We start from the raw sequence: 21,115 nt of genomic DNA on the forward strand, positions 1-21,115 counted from the left end.
GCCGCCCGCGTTGCCCGAGGTGTTGGTCACCAGGTTGGGCAGCGAGTCGATTTCGATGATGTTGATGATGCGCAGGTTCCGGTACTTCGCGTCGCCCTGGATCGCGGCGATCGGGTCGATGTACTCGGCCTTGTACTTGGGCAGCTCGTTCGGGCCCAGCTCACCGTTGGAGGCGAGCGCCGCACAGTCCCGGCCGGGCAGGTTGTAGATGACGAACTGGATGTAACCGGCACCCTGAGCGAGCGCCTCATCCAGGTGGTCCCGCACGCCCATCGCACCGTTGGAGCTGCTGTCCGGGGTGCCGTTGATGGCGGCGATCCGGTCCAGCCAGACCGCGGTCGGGTTGTTCGACACCCGGTTACCGCCGGCCACCGACTCGGCCTTGGCCTTCCACTCGGGGTTCACGTACCCCTTCACCCCGACGTACGGGTTGTCGACCTTCTGCCCCGGCGGCGGGGTGGTCGGCGGCGTCGAGGTAGGCGGGGTCGACGTGGGCGGCGTGCTCGTCGGCGGGGTGCTGGTCGGCGGGGTGCTCGTGGGCGGCGTGCTCGTGGGCGGCGTGCCGCCGTTGCACACGGTGCCGTTGAGCGTGAACTGGGTCGGCTTGGGGTTGCTGCCGCTCCAGGAGCCGTTGAAGCCGAGGCTCAGCGTGGCACCGCTGGCGACGGAGCCGTTCCACGACTCGTTCTGCGCGGTGACGTTCTGGCCGTTCTGCGACCAACGCGCGGACCAGCCGTTCACCACCCGCTGTGAGCTGTTCGGGAAGGTGAAGCCGAGGTTCCACGAGCTGAGCGCGTCACCGATGTTCCTGATGGTCACGCTGCCGGTGAATCCACCGGGCCAGTCGCTGGTCGTGTAGGTCACGCTGCACTGGGTGGCGGCCTGCGCCGCGGTGACCGGGAGGGTCACCAGTCCACCGGCTACCAGGACGCCGGCGCCGGTGAGCGCAAGCGTCCGGTTCCGGCCGGACAGCCTTCTCCACAGATTCATGCCACTGATCTCCTTGGGCGAGACCGGATCCGCGTACGGCCCGGCGCACATGGCGGCGGTGGTCGTCCTGCGGGAACGACCGTGCACGCCACGGGTTTTTTCGGGGACGCCCGACCCGGACGGGCGTTGTGGGGTGGTGGTGCCAACCGGTCCGCAGGACCGGCCGATGGAGCGGGACGTCGGCCGGTGGTGCCGGCTGCCCTCGACGTCTGAGCTCGCGGTGTGGCTCCCCGAACCGCGTGCAGCGATTCTTACATGGGAGCGCTTCCATGGCAATGGCTCGATAGCTTGACGCTCACCCCACCCCCGCGCCTCGTCGGCATCGACGGCGAAGCCGCGCGATCAGGGCCCAACGGGACGGGCAGGGTCAGATCCGCCAGCGCCGCACGAGCGGAACCGGCGTCCCGGCGGAGGCGAAGGGAGGCGGATCGGTGCGCAGCGTCGGGTAGGACGCGGACCAGCCGCAACATCAGCAAATCCCTAAAAGCGAATCTTTCCCCGAATAAGTCGCGAAAAGGTCTAACGTCGGCCTTAGCTCGACTGACGTCGGGCTCAGGACGAACAGGGATGGAGACGCTGGTCATGGCTAAGAAGATGCTCGGGAAGGTGGTCGCGGGCGCCGCCCTCGGCGGCGCCGGCCTTCTCGTGTTCACCCCGGGGATGGCCTACGCGGGCGGGCACGACGAGGGCAAGGTCGTCGCCAAGCCGCACGTGGTGAAGGCGGGGGACACCGTCGAGCTGCTCGCGATCTGCTCCGAGCCGCAGAAGCACGCCACCGTCTGGTCGAAGGTGACCGGCAAGGTCGACCTGCACCCGGCTCGCGACGGCGAGCACGGCGACCGGACCGACCGCGGCGGCGACCACGGCAAGGGCCCGGACGGCAAGGGCCCCGACGGCAAGGACGACCACGGCAAGGGCCCCGACGGCAAGGGCCCCGACGGCAAGGGCCCCGACGGCAAGGGCCCCGACGGCAAGGACGACCACGGCAAGGGTCCCGACGGTCGCGGCGAGCCGGGCGGCGACGGGCACGGCCCGGACGGCAACGGGCCGGGTGGCAACGGGCCGGGTGGCGACGGCATGCCGCAGCCTCCGGCGAACCAGCCCCAGCCGCCCGCCGGTCAGCCGGGGGGACAGCCGCAGCCGGGCGGCGCGGGCGGCGGCACGGCCGTCGACCCGGGCGACTGGCAGGGGCACGACGAGTACGGCCAGGACGCCGAGCCGGGCTGGGAGAAGGAGCAGCGGGGCACGCCGGACTGGACCAGGGACGCGCACGGCTCCGACGGCAAGGGCCGGTACGGCAAGGACGCGAAGGACGAACACGGCAAGGACGCCAAGGGCGAGCACGGCAAGGACGACTGGCAGGCGAGCGGAGGCGCCTGGCCGGACGACAAGGGCGGCTACGGCAAGGACGCCGAGCACGACTACGGCAATGACGGCTGGGAGCACGGGAAGGACTTCGTCTACTACGGCGAGGCCACCGTCTCGCACGACGCCCGGCCGGGCCGGTACGAGCTGCGGGGCACCTGCGGTGAGGGCGAGCTGGTGGTCCTGCCGCGCGGTGGGGTCGACGGCGGCGACGGTGGCATGACGAGCACCGGCGTGGACCGCAACCTCGCCACCGGCGGCGCGGGCATGATCGGCGCCGCGGCGCTGGGCGGCCTGGTGCTGCTGCGCCGGCGGCGGGCCGGTGGCCTGGTCTGACCGGACGACGACCCGGGCCGGCGGCCGTCACGGAAGTCCGTGGCGTGCCGCCGGCACCGCCGTCGTCGTCCTGCTCGCCATGGCCGGGGCCGGTCTGATCGGCGCTTCCGTCCGGACCGTCCCGCCGCCGTCACCGCCGCAGCCGATCTCGCAGGCCGCTCCCGTCACCACCGGACCGCGAGCCGACCCGGCCGGGATCGCCACCGACCCGGACACCGAAGGGCCGGACGCCGCGGGCCGGCCGGCTGCGGAGGCCGCCGGGGGCGGCAACGGCCCGGCGACGCCGGACCCGCCGGCCGGGTCCGTCACCCCGGGAGCCCTGGGCACGACGGGCACCCCGGGCGCGGCGGGCGCCACCGGCCCCGCCCCGGCCCCGCTCCCCCGATCGGCGCCGGCCACCATCTCGATCCCCCGCATCGGGGTGCAGGCGCCGATCATGTCGCTCGGCACGAACCCGGACGGCACGGTCCAGGTGCCCCCGCTGGACCAGGCCATGAAGGCCGGCTGGTACTCCCCCGGCGCCAGCCCGGGCGAGGCCGGTAACGCGGTGATCGTGGGTCACGTCGACTCCGCCCAGCTCGGCCCGGCGGTGTTCTTCAACCTCGGCGCGCTGGTGCCCGGCGACACGATCGTGGTCACCCGGCAGGACGGCTCGTCCGCCACGTTCACGGTGCGGGAGGTCGGGTCGTACCCGAAGACCGCCTTTCCCGCCGCGCAGGTCTACGGCCCGTCGGCCGTGCCCGCCCTGCGCGTCGTGACCTGCGGCGGGGTGTTCGACCGGACGGCCGGCAGCTACTTGGACAACATCGTCGTCTACGCCCCGATGACGAGCTGAGGGCCTACACGGCAGTGGCCCGGTGGTCGGTCCCCGACCACCGGGCCACGCACGCATCAGCGGTCAGGCCGCCGCCGAGGTCCGGACCAGGGTACGGATCTGGCGCAGCAGCACCGACAGCGCGGCCAGGTCGGCGCGGGACTCGTCGAACTCCCCCATCGCCCGGTGCGCCCGGTGGATCGAGGTGGCGTTCGCCTGCTCCCACTCCTGCACCCGCTCCACCGGTGGCACGTCCTCGGGCGTGGACCCGAGCACCTCCGCGGTGAGCGCGGCGAGCGCGGCGTACAGGTCGTAGCGCAGCGCCATCCGGGCCAGGGTCTGCCACCGGTCCTCGCGGGGCAGCAGGGAGATCTTCGACAACAGCGCGTCGACCCGGAACCGGTCGGAGAGCACGAAGTAGACCGAGGCCACCTCGCTCACGTCCCGCCCGGTGCCCTGCGCCGTCTCGACGATGTCCAGCAGGCCGAAGCTGTACATCAGGCGGGTCGCCTGCTCGGCCAGGTCACGCGGCAGCCCGCGGCCGACCAGCGACTCGATGTGCGCCGCGATGGCCTCCCGCTCGGTGCCCCAGAACCGGTGCTCCAGGTCCGGCAGGAGCCGGGCCACACCGTCACGCAGGCGGGAGATCTCCGCCGGCACGTCGATCGGCGACCGCCGGTTGGTGACCAGCCAGCGCACCGCGCGGTCGAGCAGCCGCCGGGTGTCCAGATAGACGGCGGTCTGCAACTCGGGCGAGACCTTGTTGTCAAGCGCCTCGACCGCGTCCCACAGGTCGCGCAGGCCGAACACCTCGCGGACCACCGCGTACGCCCGGAGCACGTCGGCCGCGGACGCCGCAGTCTCCTCGACCACCCGGAAGACGAACGAGATGCCGCCCCGGTTGATCGCCTCGTTGACCAGGACGGTCGTGACGATGTCCCGGCGCAGGCGGTGCCGGCCCATCCGCTCGGCGAAGCGCTGACGCAGCGGCGTCGGGAAGTAGTTGACCAGGACCTCGGTCGTCCACTCCTCGTCCGCCAGGCCCTCGCCGACGATCTCGCGCTCCAGCACGATCTTGACGTACGCGAGCAGCACCGCGAACTCCGGCGCGGTCAGCCCGCTCTCGGTGCGGACCGCCAGTTCCTCGTCCGAGGGCAGCGCCTCCAGCGCCCGGTCCAGCGCACCGGACCGCTCCAACTCGTTGATCATCCGCCGGTGCACCGGCAGCAGCGAGGCGGCCTGTGCCTGGGCGTTGTTGAGCGCCCGAGCCTGGTCGTAGTTGTCCCGCAGCACCAGATCGGCGACCTCGTCGGTCATCTGGGCCAGCAGCTCGTCGCGCTCCGGCCGGTCCAGCTCACCGTCGGCCACCGCCGTGTTGAGCAGGATCTTGATGTTGACCTCGTGGTCGGAGCAGTCCACACCGGCCGCGTTGTCGATGAAGTCGGTGTAGATGCGGCCGCCGGTCGAGGCGTACTCGATCCGGCCCTGCTGGGTGAAGCCCAGGTTGCCGCCCTCGCCGACCACCCGGCAGCGCAGGCCCTTGCCGTCCACCCGGATGGCGTCGTTGGACTTGTCCCCCACGTCGGCACTGGTCTGGCTGGACGCCTTGACGTAGGTGCCGATGCCGCCGTTCCAGAACAGGTCGACCGGCGCGGTGAGGATCGCCTTCATCAGCTCCGGCGGGCTGAGCTGCGTGACGTCCTCGTCGAGGCCGAGCACCGCGCGGACCTGCGGCGAGACCGGCACCGACTTCGCGGTACGCGGGTAGATCCCGCCGCCTTCGGAGATCAGCTCGCGGTCGTAGTCCTCCCAGGACGAGCGGGGCATGTCGAACAGCCGCCTGCGTTCGGCGAAGGACCGGGCCGAGTCCGGATCCGGGTCCAGGAAGATGTGCCGGTGGTCGAACGCGGCCACCAGGCGGATGTGCTGCGACAGCAGCATCCCGTTGCCGAACACGTCGCCGGACATGTCACCGACACCGACCACCGTGAAGTCCTGCGTCTGGGTGTCGTGCCCCAGCTCCCGGAAGTGCCGCTTGACGGACTCCCAGGCGCCACGGGCGGTGATGCCCATCTTCTTGTGGTCGTAGCCGGCCGAGCCGCCGGAGGCGAACGCGTCGCCCAGCCAGAAGCTGTGCGCCTCGGAGATCTCGTTGGCGATGTCGGAGAACGTCGCGGTGCCCTTGTCGGCGGCCACCACCAGGTACGGGTCGTCGCCGTCGTGCCGGACCACGTCCTCGGGCGGCACGATCTCGCCGCTGACGATGTTGTCGGTGACGTCGAGCAGCGCGGAGATGAACTCCTTGTAGCAGATGACCGCCTCGTCCCGGTCGCCCGGCTTCTGCTTGAGCACGAAGCCGCCCTTGGCGCCGACCGGCACGATCACCGCGTTCTTCACCATCTGCGCCTTGACCAGGCCGAGGACCTCGGTCCGGAAGTCCTCGCGCCGGTCGGACCAGCGCAGGCCGCCGCGGGCCACCGGCCCGTAGCGCAGGTGTACGCCCTCGAACCGGGGCGAGTAGACGAAGATCTCGAACTTGGGTCGCGGGGCCGGCAGGTCCGGGATGGCCTGCGGGTCCAGCTTGAACGCCACGTACGCCTTCGGCCGCCCACCCACCGGCTTCTGGTAGAAGCTGGTGCGCAGCGTGGCCTGGATCAACGTCAGGTACGACCGCAGGATGCGGTCCTGGTCGAGGCTGGCCACCTCGTCCAGGGCCTCGGCGATCGCGTCGACCAGCTCACCGCTGCGCTGCCGGCGCTCGTCGAGCGTGGTCGCGCCCGGGGCGAACCGGGTCTCGAACAGTTTCACCAGCAGTCCGGCGATCTGCGGGTACGCGATGAACGTCTGCTCCATGTACTCCTGGGAGAACACGGTGCCGGCCTGGCGCAGGTACTTCGCGTACGCGCGCAGCACGACGACCTGCCGCCAGGTGAGCCCGGCCCGGAGCACCAGCTCGTTGAAGCCGTCCACCTCGGCCTCGCCCCGCCAGGCGGCGGCGAAGGCGTTCTCCACGTGCGGGCGCACCTCGGCCAGGTCCTGGTGCCGCTCGGGCAGCTCCAGACCGAAGTCGTAGAGCCAGATCCGGCCGTCGACGCGCTCCACCTCGTACGGGTGCTCGTCGACCACCTTCACGCCGAGGGAGTGCAGCACCGGCAGCACGGCGGAGAGCATCATCGGCTCGCCGTACCGGTAGACCTTGAACCGCACGTCCATCGCCTCGTCGGCGGCGCGGGCGGCGTACGGACGCGGCGGCGCCTGCTTGCGGAACAGGTGCATCTCCAGCTGGCCGGGCTCCTCCAGCAGCTCCAGCTTCGCCAGGTCCTTCATCGCCTCGTACGGCGTGTGCCCGTCCTTGTAGCCCTCCGGGAACGCGTCGGCGTACCTGGCGAACAGGTGCTTGGCCTGCTCGTCGCCGAGCTTGCGTTCCAGCACCAGCCGGTAGTCGTCGTCCCAGAGCCGGGTCGCGTCGGCCAGCTCCTCGGCGAGCAGATCGGCGTCGATGTCGCCGGGCGGGTTGTTCGGGTCGGTACGCACGATGAAGTGCACCCGGGCCAGCATCGACTCGGTCACCCGCGTGGTGTAGTCGACGCCGACGCCGTTCAGCTCGCGCAGCAGGATGTCCTGCATGCGCAGCCGGTTCTGCGTGGTGAAGCGGTCCCGCGGCAGGTAGATCAGGCAGGAGATGAACCGCCCGTACGCGTCGCGGCGCAGGAACACCCGCAGTTGCCGGCGGCCCGCCATCCGCAGCACGCCGATCACCGCGTGGTACAGGTCGTCGGTCTTGATCTGGAACAGCTCGTCGCGCGGGTAGGTCTCCAGGATCTGCAACAGGTCCTTGCCGGAGTGGCTGCGCAGGCTCAGGCCCGAGCGGTCGAGCACCTCGGCGACCTTGCGCCGGACCACCGGCAGCTCCTGGACGCTGGTCCGGTACGCGGCGGTGGAGAACAGGCCCAGGAAACGCCGCTCCCCGACCACCTCGCCGGCCTCGTTGAAAATCTTGAAGCCGATGTAGTCGAGGTACGCCGAGCGGTGCACAGTGGCACGCGAGTTGGCCTTGGTGATGATGAGCAGGCGCTTCTCCAGCACCTTCTCGTGCGCCTCGGGCGTCATCGAGTTCAGCGACCGGGCCTCCGGCGAGTCGGAGCGCAGGATGCCCAGCCCGGTGCCGAGCACCGCCTCCAGGGCCTGCCCGCCGCGCGCGCCGTCGGTGTCGACCAGGCGGTACTCCCGGTAGCCGAGGAACGTGAAGTGGTCGTGCGCCAGCCAGCGCAGCAGCTCCACCGAGTCGGTGATGTCCTTCTCCGGCACCGGCGGGCGGTTGTCCGACGTCCGGGCGGCGGCCAGCTCGTCGGCGAGCGCGAGGGCCCGCTGCCGCATCTTCGGCCAGTCCTCGACCGCCTCGCGCACGTCGGTGAGCACCCGCTGCAACTCGCGCCGCAGCGTCTCCCGTTCGGCCGGGTCGCGGACCGGGTCGATCTCGATCCGCATCCAGCTCTCGACCAGGTCACCGGCGATGGCGTCGTCCGGTTCCACGTCCGCCGAGACCTCGGTGAGCCGGCCCAGCGGCTCACGCCGCACCACGACCAGCGGGTGCACCAGCAGGTGCACGTCGAGGTGGCGGGAGTTCAGCAGGGCGGTCACGGAGTCGACCAGGAACGGCATGTCGTCGGTGACGATCTCGACGACCGTGTGGTGCTGTTCGGCGTCCGGCTCGTGGATGCGGAGCTTCAGCTCGCCCGGAACGCGCTGCTGGGCCAGGTCCCGGTGGGCCCGCGCCGCCTCCAGCATCTCCTCGGCGGTGAAGCCGATCAGCTCCTCGTCCGGCGCGAACCGCCAGAAGCGGTCCACGAGTGTGGCCGCGTCGTGGTCGTCGCCGGCGAGCGCGACCGCCTGGGCGACCAGCCGCTCCGCGTTGGGAACTGGCTCGTCCAGCTCGGCGTCCTCCGACTCGTCGGCCAGTGCCTGCGCGGGCAGGCCCAGGTCGTAGAGGGTGTCGATGCTGGAACCGGTCATCCCGGTCACCCCTGTGTCGAGACGGCTGAAACCGTCTCCGTCGGTCGCCGAATCGAAGCTGTCGTCGTCGTCCCGGCCGGTGTCAGCCGGCCGGAGGTCGGGTCCCGGTTTGATCGCCGGACGCCGGTCCATCGGTGCCACTCCCCTCGACCCACCGCGTTGTGGGTCACTCTGCCGCCCAGCCTAGGCCCTACCGCGTGGTACCTCCCGCGGCGGACCACTGGCCGGACGTCCGGATCGGGACTCTGTCCTTTCACCCGTTGCGGGCCCGTGGTCAACCGATCGCGGAGTACCCCGACTGGCGATGTTCATCACACTGTCACACGCCGCTTCTGGCGCTGCCGGAGGCCGTGGCGGGGCGATGGGGAACGCCGGACCGTACTAGCGTGCAGGGCAGTTGAGCACCGGAGGGACTGCTTCATGCCCGTGTCGTACCCCGTCCGCCCCCGCCGTCACACCCGTCACCGCGCCCTCCCGGCGCTGGTCGCCGTCCTGGTCGCGGCCGGCGCGCTGACCGGATGCTCCGGGGACGACGGCCCCGAGACGGCCGTCGAGGCGTTCCTCGGCGGCTGGCGCACCGGCGAGCTGCGGGAGGTCGGCTTCGTCGAGCCGACCGGCGGGCGGGTGCCCGCGGGCGAGGTGACCAAGCAGATCCAGGCGCTCGCCGGCGCGCTCGCGGCCAACCCGCCGGAGCTGGCGCGCACCGGCGACATCACCACAAAGGGGGACGTCGCCACCGCCCGCGTCAAGGTGAGCTGGGCGCTGCCCGGCGGCGGCACCTGGGACTACGAGAATCCGGTACGCCTCAAGCGCGGCGGCGACGACCACTGGCAGGTGATCTGGGAGCCGTCGGTGGTGCACGAGAAGCTGGAGGGCGGTGACCGGATCGCGCTGCGGCGGGAGCCGGCGCAGCGCGCCGGTGTGCTGGACGCGGCCGGTCAGCCGATCGTCGCGCCGCGCCCGGTGGTCCGGGTGCAGGTCGTCCCCGGCGAGGTCGACGACGTCCCCGGCCTGGTCCGGAAGCTGGACGCCGCGTTCCGGGCGATCCGGCCCGCGCTCACCCCGCCGGTCGACCTGGGCGACCTCCCGAAGCGGATGCAGGAGGCGAAGCCGGACGGGCGCGTCGAGGTGGTGACGTTGCGCGACGAGGCGTACCGGCAGATCAAGCCGCGCATCTACGAACTGTCCGGCACCCGGTTCGTCTCCGAGCAGCTCATGCTGGCGCCGACCCGCGAGTTCGCCCGCGCGCTGCTCGGCTCGGTCGACCAGGCCACCGCCGACGACCTCCAGGCCCACCCCGAGCGGTACGCGCGCGGCGACCTGGTCGGCCACGGCGGCCTCCAGGGCCGGTACGACGAGCGGCTGCGCGGCGTCCCCGGCGTCACCGTGATCACCGAGCGGACCACCCCGGACGGCAAGGTGGAGCCGACCGGCACGGAACTGTTCCGCGCCGACCCGAAGCCCGGGCAGCCGGTGAAGACCACAATCGACGTGGCCACCCAGAACGCCGCCGACGCCGCGTTGCGCGGACAGGCCCGCCGCTCCGCCCTGGTCGCCGTGCGGATCAGCGACGGCGCGGTGCTGGCCGCCGCGAACGGCCCGGGCGCGGCGGGCGAGAACCTCGCCTTCACCGCCCAGGTGCCGCCCGGCTCGACGTTCAAGATGGTCAGCGCGCTCGGCCTGCTCGACCGGGGCGCGGTGACTCCGCAGGCGACTGTGGACTGCCCGAAGACGTCGACCGTCGAGGGCCGGGTCTTCAAGAACTCGGACAACTTCGAGCTGGGCCCAGTGCCGTTCGCCACCGACTTCGCCAAGTCGTGCAACACCGCGTTCACCGCGCTGGCACCCAAGCTCGGCCCTGACGGGCTGGCGCAGGCGGGCCGTACGCTCGGCCTGGAGGCCGCGTGGGATCTCGGCACCGACGCGTTCACCGGCAAGATCTCCGCCAACGGCTCGGCCACCGAGCAGGCCGCCGCCGCGATCGGCCAGGGCACCACACTGGTGAGCCCGCTGGCGATGGCGAGCGCCACGGCGGCGGTGGCCCGGGGCAGGTTCGAGCAGCCCGAGCTGCTGCTCGACCCGGCGCCGGCCAAGCCCGCGCCGGCCGGCGAGGCGCTCAAGCCGGAGTCGGTGACGGCGCTGAAGTCGATGATGCGCGGGGTGGTCACAGCGGGCAGCGGCAGTGCGCTGGCGGACGTGCCGGGCGAGCCGGTGCACGGCAAGACCGGCACCGCGGAGTACGACAACAACCCGGCGCACACGCACGCCTGGTTCGTCGGCTGGCAGGGCGACGTGGCCTTCGCCGTCTTCGTGGAGCAGGGCGGGGCGGGTTCGAAGGTCGCGGCGCCGATCGCCGAGGAGTTCCTGCGCGGCCTGGCCGCGAGCTGAGGCGTACCGGTCAGGCGATGTCGATGCCGGAGCGGGCCGGGTCCGGCTCGTCTCCGGTGGCGGCGCGGCGCAGCAGGCCCGGCCCGAGCGAGTCGTCACCGAGGTCGTCGTCGGCGGTCGGGTCGGGGCCGATCGGCTCGACCGCGACCGCCGGCGCCGGCACGGCCGCCGGGGCGGGCAGCGGCTCGGGCAGCGGCTCGGGCTCGGGCCGGCTGTCGGCGGCGCGGGGCGCCGGTGCGACCGGTCCGGCCGGCAGCAGCCGGGGCGGCACGGCGCCCGGCGCGGCAACCGGGGCGAGCCCGGCCACCACGGTGTTGACGATCTCGGCCGCGTACGCCCCGTCCGGGTCGTAGTCGGGGTCGAAGACGGTCAGCTCGACGCCGAGGCAGTGCGGGGTGTCGACCAGCCCGGCGAGCAGGATCTCCAGCTCGGCGAAGGCGATGCCGCCCGGGTCGGGCGCGTCCACGGCGGGCATCACCGCCGGGTCGAGCACGTCCACGTCGATGTGCACCCAGTAGCCGGCGCAGTCGACGAGTTGTTCGTGCGCCCACTGGGCGGTACGGGCCGCGCCCTCGGCGCGCAGCGCCGGCACCGGCCGGGTGGTGATGCCGGCGGCCTGGAGGTCGAGCCGGTACTCGTCCTGCGCGCGGATGCCGAGCACCACCACGTCGATGTCCCGGAAGTACGGCCGGCGGCCCTCGATCGCGGCCAGGTCGGGCTGTCCCCGGCCGGTGACCAGGGCGAGATCCTCCCCGGCGGCGGCGCCGACGTACGAGGCGTTGCCGGGGTGCCGGAAGTCGGAGTGGCCGTCGACGAAGACCAGCCCGATCCGCCCGCCGACCGCCTCGCCGAGGCGGTGCATGGCCAGCGCCGAGCCGAGCAGCACCGAGCAGTCACCGCCGAGCACCAGCGGGAACTCACCCCGGTCGATGATCGCGCCGATCCGGTCGGCGAGCGCCGCCGAGTACGCGGAGATCTCCGGCGCGTGGCAGACGCCGTCGCCGGGCCGCCAGTCTCCCGGGTCGTACCGGGGCGGGGTGAGGCAGCCGGCGTCGCGGGCCCGCAGCCGGGCGAGCAGGCCGTGGTCGCGCAGCGCACCCGGCGCCTTGGCGCACCCGGGGACCGAGCTGACGGTGGGCGGGCGCAGTCCGAGGTTCGTCGGCGCGTCGAGGACGGCGATCCGGCGCATATGGGCTCCCGTCCTCGGCGGTCGGGCGGGCCGGCGGTGCGCCGGCCCGCGCGGATTGACTCAGAACAGCGCGCTGGCCAGGGCGCGTCGGGCGGAGGCCACGGCGGGGTCGTCCGGGCCGGCGATGGTGAACAGGCCGAGCAGGTGCTGGCGTACCCGGTCCCGGTCGTCCCCGGCGGTGCGCCGGACCAGGCCGACCAGCCGCTTGTACGCCTGGTCGGCGACGCCGCTGAGCACCTCGATGTCGGCGGCGAGCAGCTGGGCGTCCACGTCGTCGGGGGCGGCGGCCGCGGCGTCGAGCGCGCCCTGCGGGTCGGCACCCGCGACCCGGCGGGCCAGCCCGACCTGCGCCAGGCCCGCCTCCGCCGCCGCGTCCGCCGGCGACTCGGCCAGGATCTTCCGGTACGCCGCCTCGGCCGCGTCGAGGTCACCGCTCATCAGCGCGTCGTCGGCGGCGTCGAGGCGCGGGTCCTCGGGCTCGGCGACTGTGACGCCACCGGCCTTGAGGACCGCCTGGAGCCACTGTCGCAACTGCGACTCCGGCACCGGGCCGGGGAAGGCGTCGATCGGGCGGCCACCGACGATGGCGTACGTGGTGGGCAGCGTCTGGAGCTGGAACATCTGCGCGAGCCGCGGCTGCTGCTGCACGTCGACCCGGGCCAGCAACCACGCTCCGCCGCCCTCGGCGGCAAGCCGCTCCAGCACCGGGGCGAACTGGTCGCTCTCCGGGTAGCCGGCGGCACCGAAGAAGACCACCACCGGTGTGGTGAGCGAGCGTTCGAGCACCTCGGACTGGATGTTCGCCTCGGTCACGTCGATCACGGCGGTGGAGCCGGCGGGGCTGCCCGGCAGCCCGGTCGGCCCAGCGCCCTGGGACGGTGTGGCGGAGGAGGTGTCGGCCGGTGCGGGGGTGCGCAGCGCGCTGAGGTCGACCGCGCCGCGGGTGAAGATCGACGAGGTGATCCGTGGGTCGCTCATGGTTGTCTAGTCTCGCACGCGCGTCACGGATCTCCGACCAGCCGCGACGGCGACAGTCGCCACTCTCCCACCTGCTCAGCCCGTGCAAGGAAGGGCCCCCTGTTAACGCCTGCGGTAGAGGAAGGGCCCCTTCTTAACACGCCGTGTTAAGAAGGGGCCCTTCCTTGCACGGCGGTGGGTCAGAAGCGGGCGGGCTCGCGGTAGACGCCCCACTCGGTGCGGAGGGCGTCGCAGATCTCGCCGAGCGTGGCCTCGGCGCGGACCGCGTCGAGCATGGCGGGGATCATGTTCTCGCCGGTCCGGGAGACCTCGACCATCCGCGCTACGGCCGCGGTGACGGCGGCGTCGTCGCGGGCCGACTTGCGCTCGGTCAGCACCCGGCGCTGCTCCAGCTCCACCTCGTGCGAGATGCGCAGGATCTCCAGGTCCTTCGCGACGGTGCCGGTGTGGCAGTTGACGCCGACGATCCGCTTGTCGCCCTTCTCCAGCGCCTGCTGGTAGGCGAAGGCCGACTCGGCGATGTGCCCGGTGAACCAGCCGTCCTCGATGCCGCGCAGGATGCCGGAGGTCATCGGGCCGATGGTGTGCGGGCCCTCGCCGCCGAGCTGCTTGATCCGGGCGAAGATCTCCTCCGCCTCGGCCTCGATCCGGTCGGTGAGCGCCTCGACGTACCAGGAGCCGCCGAGCGGGTCGGCCACGTTCACCACGCCGGTCTCCTCCATCAGCACCTGCTGGGTACGCAGGGCGATCTCGGCCGAGGAGTCGGTGGGCAGGGCGAGCGTCTCGTCGAGGGCGTTGGTGTGCAGCGAGTTGGTGCCGCCGAGCACCGCGGCCAGGGCCTCCACGGCGGTCCGGACCACGTTGTTCACCGGCTGCTGGGCGGTCAGCGACACCCCGGCGGTCTGGGTGTGGAACCGCAGCCACTGCGCCTTCTCGCTGGTCGCCCCGTACACGTCGCGCAGCCAGCGGGCCCAGATCCGGCGGGCGGCGCGGAACTTGGCGATCTCCTCGAAGAAGTCCACGTGGGAGTCGAAGAAGAAGCTCAGGCCGGGGGCGAACGTGTTCACGTCGAGGCCGCGCGACAGGCCCAGCTCGACGTACCCGAATCCGTCGGCGAGCGTGTACGCCAGCTCCTGCGCGGCGGTCGAGCCGGCCTCGCGGATGTGGTAGCCGGAGACGGACAGCGGCTTGTACCGGGGGATCTCCCGCGCGCAGTACTCCATCAGGTCGCCGATGAGGCGCAGGTGCGGCTCGGGGTCGAACAGCCACTCCTTCTGCGCGATGTACTCCTTGAAGATGTCCGTCTGGAGCGTTCCGTCCAGCGTGGACAGGTCGGCGCCCTGCCGTTCGGCGGCGACCAGGTACATGCAGAAGACCGGCACGGCCGGACCGGAGATGGTCATGGAGGTGGTCACGCCGGCCAGGTCGATGCCGTCGAACAGCACCTCCATGTCGGCCGCCGAGTCCACGGCGACGCCGCAGTGGCCGACCTCGCCGAGGGACTGCGGGTCGTCCGAGTCGCGGCCCATCAGCGTCGGCATGTCGAAGGCGACTGACAGACCGCCGCCGCCCGCGCCGAGGATCATCTTGTAGCGCTCGTTTGTCTGCCGGGCGTTGCCGAAGCCGGCGAACTGCCTGATGGTCCAGGTCCGCCCGCGGTAGCCGGTCGGATACAGACCCCTGGTGTACGGGAACTCGCCGGGCCAGCCGATCCGCTCGAACCCGGGGTACGCGGAGTCCTCCGGCGGGCCGTACACCGGCTCGACCGGCAGTCCGGACAGCGTGGTGAAGTCCGCGTCGCGCTTGCGGGCGGCGTCGTAGCGGGCCTGCCAGCGGGCCCGACCGGCGGCGATCTCGTCAGCGTCCATCCGCGGAGCTCCTTCTCAAGTCGTCGTCCCGAGTCCGAGTGTAGAGCGAAATCCTGAACGATCCTTAAGGGCACGCGTACCGGCTGGTAACCCGGCGGCCGGCCCATCACCGTCGATCCGCAGGTCAGAGCCTCGCCTCAGGTGGCGGACGGCTGCCCGGCGGGCCTCGCGCCGGCCCGCGACGGCGTCCGGCGCCTCGGGTCGGGCCGCGGCACGCACAGGTGACCGGTCAGCCGGTGGGCTCGGGCCCGCCGGCACGCATGACGTCCCGCGCGGTGAGCGCCACGTGCAGCGACAGGCGCCGCTCGCTCGACTCCAGGTCGACGCCGAGCACCCGCTCGATCAACTCCAGCCGCTGGTACAGCGCTGATCGCGACACCGACATCGCGTCCGCCGCGCGCCGCTTGTTGCGGCCCTCCACGAGGTACGTCTCCAGCAGGGCGACGTGGTTCGTGCCGTGGCGCTGGTCGTAGGAGAGCAGCGGGCCCAGCTCGCGCTCGACGAACGTCTGCAGGCGCACGTCGTCGCGCAGCAGGTACAGCAGGCCCCGGAGGCGGACGTCGTGCAGCCGGTAGAACGGGCGCGGCTCGGCGGTGTGCACCGTGGCGTCGGCCACCTGCGCCGCCTCGGCCAGCGAGCGCCGGGCCAGGTCGAGCGTCCGGACCACCGATCCGGCGGCGACCACGACGTCCGATCCGGCTCGGTGGCCCGCCCGGGTGAGCGCGGCGGACAGGTTCCCCAGCGCGGCCTCGTCGGAGCCGGTCTCGTCGAGCGCGACGAGGAGCGTGACACCGGTACCGCCGGCCGCCTCGTCCACGTCGCCGACGAGCGCGGCGAGCCCGCACTCGCGTACCGCCGTCTCCACCGCGTCGAGCAGTTCCCGCCGGTTCGCATTCCCGCCGGCACCGGCGCCCGGGGCCGGACGGCGCCGCCGGACCACGACGCCGAGCAGCCGTCGCTGCTCCAGGACCACACCGAGCCCGCGCGCCCGCAGCGCCACGTCCCGGGTGGGCGCCGAGTGGTTGACGATGCTCAGCAGCAGGCTGCTGCGCGCCTGCCGTTCGACCGACGACGAGTCCCGGGCGACGAGCTGGTTCAGCGCGATGGTGGACGCGGCGCGTTCCAGCAGCACCCGGGTCCGGGCCGGTGGCTCCTGGTCGCACAGCAGCACGAGCCGCCCCCACCTGTCGCCCCGCGCCTCGACACCTGTCACCAGCCAGCCCGAGCGCGGTTCGTAGCCGGTGCCGGACGGGACCTCGACCGCGCGTGAGCGGGTCTCCCAGCGGTCGAGCAGCTCCTCGGCGCTAAGCGGGCCGGTCTCGTACGCCAGCACCTGGTGGGCGAGGTTCTCCAGCACGGCGGGACGCCGGGACAGGCGGGTGACCTCGCGGAGCACCTGCCGGGGCTCGGCGCCCTCCACCGAAAGCTCGGTGAAGATGCGGTGGATCTCGTCCTTGGCGAGCAGGTCGGCCGTCTGCTCCTCGACGATCACCGAGTGGACGACCTCGGTGACGGCGACGAACCGCATCTCGCGGCGGAGCGCGATCAGGGGCAGGTTCCGGCTGCGGGCGTGCTCGACCAGCCCGGCCGGCAGCGTGCCGCCGAACCGGCGGCCCAGCTCGACCACCACACCCGCCACCCCGACCGCCGCCAGGTCGTCGATCCACCGGCGCAGCCCGTCGTCGTCAGGGGGCAGGCCGATACCGGTGGTCAGGACCAGCTCGCCGCCCCGGAGCAGGTCGGCGATCTCGGGGATCTCGGCGACGTGCACCCAGCGCACCGGCGCGTCCAGCCGGTCCCGGCCCGCCAGGACGCGCGGCCCGGCCTGCTGCAACGCCGGCAGTTCGAGCACGTCTCGGACCGTCATGGGCATCGGAGCGTCGCCCCCCTCTCCTCCGGCGCACAGTATGTGCGCTTCCGGTGGACGGGAACGACACAGTGTCCATTGCCCGGACCTGGGCAAGCGCAGATGATCCCGGGCATGACCCAGACAACACCCGGCACCGCGCTCACACCCTTCCCCCTGGAGCGGGTGACCCACTGGATCGACGGCAAGCCGGTCGCCGGCGTCACCGAGCGTACGGCCCCGGTCTACGATCCGGCGCTGGGCGCGGTCCGGGCGGAGGTGCCGCTGGCCTCGGTCGACGAGGTGGACCAGGCGGTCGCGTCGGCCGCCGCCGCGTTCGCCTCCTGGCGGACCTCGTCGTTGACCAGGCGCACCCAGGTGCTGTTCGCGTTCCGGGAGCTGGTCGACCGGCACAAGCAGGAGCTGGCCGAGCTGATCACGGCCGAGCACGGCAAGGTCGTCCCGGACGCCCTCGGCGAGGTCACCCGCGGCCTGGAGGTCGTCGAGTTCGCCTGCGGGATCCCGCACCTGCTCAAGGGCGGCTATTCGGAGGGCGTGTCCACGAACGTGGACGTCTACTCGATCCGCCAGCCGGTCGGCGTCTGCGCCGTCATCTCGCCGTTCAACTTCCCGGTGATGGTCCCGATGTGGTTCGTGCCCGTCGCTGTCGCGGCGGGCAACACGGTCGTGCTCAAGCCCAGCGAGAAGGACCCGTCCGCGTCGCTGCTCGTGGCCCGGCTCTGGGAGCAGGCCGGCCTCCCGGCGGGCGTGTTCAACGTCGTGCACGGCGACAAGGTCGCGGTGGACCGGCTGCTGGAGCACCCCGAGGTCAAGGCGGTGTCGTTCGTCGGCTCCACGCCGATCGCCAGGTACGTGTACGAGACGGGCACCCGCAACGGCAAGCGCGTCCAGGCCCTCGGCGGCGCGAAGAACCACATGGTGGTGCTGCCCGACGCCGACCTGGACCTGGCCGCCGACGCGGCGGTGAACGCCGGGTTCGGCTCGGCCGGCGAGCGGTGCATGGCGATCTCGGCCCTGGTTGTCGTCGAGCCGGTCGCCGACGACCTGGTGGCCCGGATCCGCGAGCGCATCGCCACGCTGAAGGTCGGTGACGGCCGGCGCTCCTGCGACATGGGTCCGCTGGTCACCCGGGAGCACCGCGACCGCGTCGCGTCGTACCTCGACGCGGGCGTCGAGGCGGGCGCGGAACTGGTGGTGGACGGCCGCGACGTGCGCGTCGACGGCGACGGGTCCGGGTTCTGGCTCGGCCCGAGCCTGCTGGACCGGGTGTCGCCGGAGATGAGCGTGTACACCGACGAGATCTTCGGCCCGGTGCTGTCGGTGGTGCGCGTCGGCAGCTACGACGAGGCGCTCGCGCTGGTGAACGCCAACCGGTACGGCAACGGGACGGCCATCTTCACGAACGACGGCGGCGCCGCGCGTCGCTACCAGAACGAGGTCGAGGTCGGCATGGTCGGCGTCAACGTGCCGATTCCGGTGCCGATGGCCTACTACTCCTTCGGCGGCTGGAAGGACAGCCTCTTCGGCGACTCGCACGCCCACGGCACCGAGGGCGTGCACTTCTTCACCCGCGGCAAGGTCGTCACCTCCCGGTGGCTCGACCCCAGCCACGGCGGGATCGACCTCGGCTTCCCCGAGAACGTCTGAGCAGCGGAAGTGAGAACGCGATGAGCACCAGCGCACAGCGCACCTACGAACTCGACCGCGCGCACGTCTTCCACTCCTGGTCCGCCCAGTCGTCGCTCGACCCGATGGTGGTCGAGCGGGCCGAGGGCTCGTACTTCTGGGACGGCGACGGGAACCGCTACCTGGACTTCTCGTCGCAGCTCGTCAACACCAACATCGGCCACCAGCACCCGGTGGTGGTCGCGGCGATCCAGGAGCAGGCCGCCAGGCTGTGCACGATCGCGCCGTCGTACGCCAACGACGCCCGCGGCGAGGCGGCCCGGCTGATCACCGAGTTGACCCCGGCGGGCCTTTCCAAGGTGTTCTTCACCAACGGCGGCGCGGACGCGATCGAGCACGCCGTCCGGATGGCCCGGCTGCACACCGGCCGGCCGAAGGTGCTGTCGCAGTACCGCAGCTACCACGGCGGCACGCAGACCGCGGTGAATCTGACCGGCGACCCGCGCCGCTGGCCCAGCGACAACGGCACCGCCGGAGTCGTGCGCTTCTTCGGCCCGTTCCTCTACCGGTCGGAGTTCGGCGCCAGCACCGAGAAGGAGGAGTGCACGCTCGCGCTGCGCCACCTCGAACGTGTCGTGGAGATGGAGGGCCCGTCCACCATCGCCGCGATCGTGCTGGAGACGGTGCCGGGCACCGCCGGCATCATGCCGCCGCCGCCGGGCTTCCTCGCGGGCGTACGGAACCTGTGCGACAGGCACGGCATCCTCTACGTCGCCGACGAGGTGATGGCGGGCTTCGGGCGTACCGGCGCCTGGTTCGCGCTGGACCACTACGGTGTGACGCCCGACCTGATCACCTTCGCCAAGGGCGTGAACTCCGGTTACGTCCCGCTCGGCGGCGTGGTGATCGCCGACCACGTGGCCGAGACGTTCGCCACCCGCGCCTACCCCGGCGGCCTGACCTACTCCGGCCACCCGCTGGCCACCGCCGCCGCCGTCGCGACCATCAACGTGATGCGGGACGAGCGGATCGTCGAGAACGCCGCCACGATCGGCGCCGACGTGCTGGGCCCGGGACTGCGCGAGCTGGCCGACCGGCACCCGAGCGTCGGTGACGTACGCGGGCTCGGCGTGTTCTGGGCGCTGGAACTGGTACGCGACCGCGAGACGAAGGAGCCGCTGGCGCCGTACGGGTCGTCGTCGCCGGAGATGAACGAGGTGCTGGCCGCGTGCAGGCGCGGCGGCCTGGTCACGTTCGCGAACTTCAACCGGATCCACGTGGTGCCGCCGTGCACCGTGTCGGCGACGGAGACCAAGGCGGGCCTGGCGATCCTCGACGAGGCGCTGACGCTGGCCGACCGCCACACGGTCTGAGCCACGGCCCCGCCGCGCCCGAACGGTCCGACAGTCACAGCAGCAGCCTGCGGGCGCACGGACCGTCGTGGTCGGCCCGCAGCAGGCAGCGCCGGCCGTCGCCCATCCGCAGATCGCAGAAGACCCGATGGCGTACGCCCTGTTCGTCCTCGGCCGAGACGGTGGTCTCGCCCGGGTCGGCCTGGGCGAGCACGCCCGACCAGCGGGCGACGACCCGGGCCAGGCGTACGGCGCCGGCCATGTCACCGGCGACGACCGGCAGGTGGATGACGAACCGCTCGCGGGAACTCATCGACCGTACGCTCCCGCGTTCATCCGCTTCTGCGCCTGCTCGGACTGCCAGCGCCGCAGTGCGTCCCGGACCCGCGCGGTCTCCTCCCGACTGACTCCGAGCGCCCGGTGGACGTCGGCCAGGTCGAGCGCCACCCGGTCGAGGAACTCGTGCACCTCGGCCGGGTCGAGCCCGCGCCGGCCCAGCCGCGTCGTCCGGAACCGCCGTTCCCGCACCTGCCAGGGGCGCAACGGCGTGTAGTTGGCCGCCCGGTAGCAGCCCGGCTGGGTGGTGCCGCGACCGGCTCGCTCGCGCCGACCGGGCCACCGGAGGTTCCACCGCACGAAGGCCTGCCTCTCGTGGTCGAAGGGACTGGAAGGGCGGAGCCACCCGCCCGCCGCGCACGGGCGGCTCCGCCCGCCCCGCCACCGCAGCGTCACTTCGCGGTACGGCACCGGAGCAGTCCGAGATTGAGCGCACTCGAAGGAGTCATGTCCGCCGGTCACCGCGCGAACACGCGCCGACCATAGCAAGAATCCAACATGGCTACAATCCATCATTGCCATAAAGCCTTGATGGATCAGATCTACCGGGGCACAAGGCTTACGTCATGACCATCGATCCGCGCTCGCACACGCCGGTCTACGTCCAGCTCGCCGACCTGATCCGAGAGCAAGTCGAATCGGGCGCGCTGCCGCCCGGGGCGAGCGTCGGCAGCGAGTCGCGGCTCAGCCAGGAGCACCAGATCGGCCGCGACGCGGTCCGGATGGCGATTTCGCTGCTGCGGTCGGAAGGGCTCGTGACCACCAGCCGTCCGCTCGGCACGCGGGTTCGGGAGACGCCGCAGCGCAGGCAGGTGGAGTTGGCCGCGGGCGCGAGAGTCGTCGCGCGGATGCCTACCGGCGCCGAGCGCCGGAACATGCTGCTGGACGAGGGCGTACCGGTGCTGGAGATCCACGGTCCGGAGGGCGACGTGGAGTTGCTGCCGGGTGACGAGGTGGAGCTGACCCGCCCGGCGCACGACTGAGCCGGGCGGC

The 21,115-nt window shown here is 72.4% G+C and carries 14 protein-coding genes; 6 read left to right on the forward strand and 8 right to left on the reverse strand.

What is annotated here, in order from left to right; translation table 11 throughout:
* Positions 1-990: glycoside hydrolase family 6 protein (locus C569_RS0126325; RefSeq protein WP_026268673.1), on the reverse strand; the 990-nt coding region annotated here is incomplete at its 3' end.
* A gap of 567 nt (positions 991-1,557) precedes the next feature.
* On the opposite strand from C569_RS0126325, the gene C569_RS0126330 reads away from it, so the two are divergent.
* Both C569_RS0126330 and C569_RS0126335 read left to right on the forward strand, forming a co-directional pair.
* Positions 1,558-2,691, forward strand: a complete 1,134-nt coding sequence (locus C569_RS0126330) for a hypothetical protein (protein WP_018788730.1) — start codon at positions 1,558-1,560, stop codon at positions 2,689-2,691.
* Positions 2,678-3,526, forward strand: a complete 849-nt coding sequence (locus tag C569_RS0126335; protein ID WP_018788731.1) for a class F sortase — start codon at positions 2,678-2,680, stop codon at positions 3,524-3,526. Before C569_RS0126330 ends, C569_RS0126335 begins: the two co-directional genes overlap by 14 nt.
* Before the next feature lie 63 nt (positions 3,527-3,589).
* Here C569_RS0126335 and C569_RS0126340 read toward each other — a convergent pair whose 3' ends face one another.
* Entirely contained in the window at positions 3,590-8,650 is a 5,061-nt protein-coding gene (locus tag C569_RS0126340) for an NAD-glutamate dehydrogenase (RefSeq protein WP_018788732.1), read from the reverse strand.
* A gap of 288 nt (positions 8,651-8,938) precedes the next feature.
* Here C569_RS0126340 and C569_RS0126345 point away from each other — a divergent pair, with 288 nt between their 5' ends.
* Positions 8,939-10,906, forward strand: a complete 1,968-nt coding sequence (locus C569_RS0126345) for a penicillin-binding transpeptidase domain-containing protein (RefSeq protein WP_026268674.1) — start codon at positions 8,939-8,941, stop codon at positions 10,904-10,906.
* A gap of 10 nt (positions 10,907-10,916) precedes the next feature.
* On the opposite strand, the gene C569_RS0126350 is transcribed toward C569_RS0126345, so the two are convergent.
* The 4 genes from C569_RS0126350 to C569_RS0126365 all read right to left on the reverse strand — a co-directional run bounded on the left by C569_RS0126350 (position 10,917) and on the right by C569_RS0126365 (position 16,814).
* Positions 10,917-12,095 (reverse strand): arginase family protein, encoded by a 1,179-nt coding sequence (locus C569_RS0126350; protein WP_018788734.1) that lies wholly within the window; start codon positions 12,093-12,095, stop codon positions 10,917-10,919.
* Between the two features lie 60 nt (positions 12,096-12,155).
* Positions 12,156-13,073 carry a tetratricopeptide repeat protein gene (locus C569_RS0126355; RefSeq protein ID WP_018788735.1) on the reverse strand — a complete coding sequence of 306 codons (918 nt, stop codon included), beginning with the start codon at positions 13,071-13,073 and terminating at the stop codon, positions 12,156-12,158.
* A gap of 179 nt (positions 13,074-13,252) precedes the next feature.
* On the reverse strand, positions 13,253-14,941 hold the full coding sequence (locus C569_RS0126360; RefSeq protein ID WP_018788736.1) for a methylmalonyl-CoA mutase: 1,689 nt from the start codon (positions 14,939-14,941) through the stop codon (positions 13,253-13,255).
* A 229-nt stretch (positions 14,942-15,170) separates the two neighbouring features.
* A complete protein-coding gene (locus C569_RS0126365; RefSeq protein WP_026268675.1) occupies positions 15,171-16,814 on the reverse strand; it encodes a PucR family transcriptional regulator ligand-binding domain-containing protein in 1,644 nt (547 codons plus the stop codon).
* A 108-nt stretch (positions 16,815-16,922) separates the two neighbouring features.
* On the opposite strand from C569_RS0126365, the gene C569_RS0126370 reads away from it, so the two are divergent.
* Positions 16,923-18,455, forward strand: coding sequence for a CoA-acylating methylmalonate-semialdehyde dehydrogenase (locus tag C569_RS0126370; RefSeq protein WP_369754120.1), 1,533 nt, complete (start codon positions 16,923-16,925; stop codon positions 18,453-18,455).
* A gap of 20 nt (positions 18,456-18,475) precedes the next feature.
* Positions 18,476-19,807: an aspartate aminotransferase family protein gene (locus C569_RS0126375; protein ID WP_018788739.1), complete on the forward strand. Its 1,332-nt coding sequence runs from the start codon at positions 18,476-18,478 to the stop codon at positions 19,805-19,807.
* Positions 19,808-19,841: 34 nt separating this feature from the next.
* On the opposite strand, the gene C569_RS0126380 is transcribed toward C569_RS0126375, so the two are convergent.
* Complete coding sequence (locus tag C569_RS0126380; RefSeq protein ID WP_018788740.1) at positions 19,842-20,099, reverse strand: hypothetical protein; 258 nt, start codon at positions 20,097-20,099, stop codon at positions 19,842-19,844.
* A complete protein-coding gene (locus tag C569_RS34560; RefSeq protein WP_018788741.1) occupies positions 20,096-20,422 on the reverse strand; it encodes a DivIVA domain-containing protein in 327 nt (108 codons plus the stop codon). Before C569_RS34560 ends, C569_RS0126380 begins: the two co-directional genes overlap by 4 nt.
* Positions 20,423-20,688: 266 nt before the next feature.
* Between C569_RS34560 and C569_RS0126390 the strand changes: the two genes are divergently transcribed.
* Positions 20,689-21,105: a winged helix-turn-helix domain-containing protein gene (locus C569_RS0126390; RefSeq protein ID WP_018788742.1), complete on the forward strand. Its 417-nt coding sequence runs from the start codon at positions 20,689-20,691 to the stop codon at positions 21,103-21,105.
* Positions 21,106-21,115 lie beyond the last annotated feature (10 nt).

Origin of the sequence: Micromonospora sp. CNB394 (assembly GCF_000374985.1) — a bacterium.
Taxonomy (GTDB): domain Bacteria; phylum Actinomycetota; class Actinomycetes; order Mycobacteriales; family Micromonosporaceae; genus Micromonospora; species Micromonospora marina.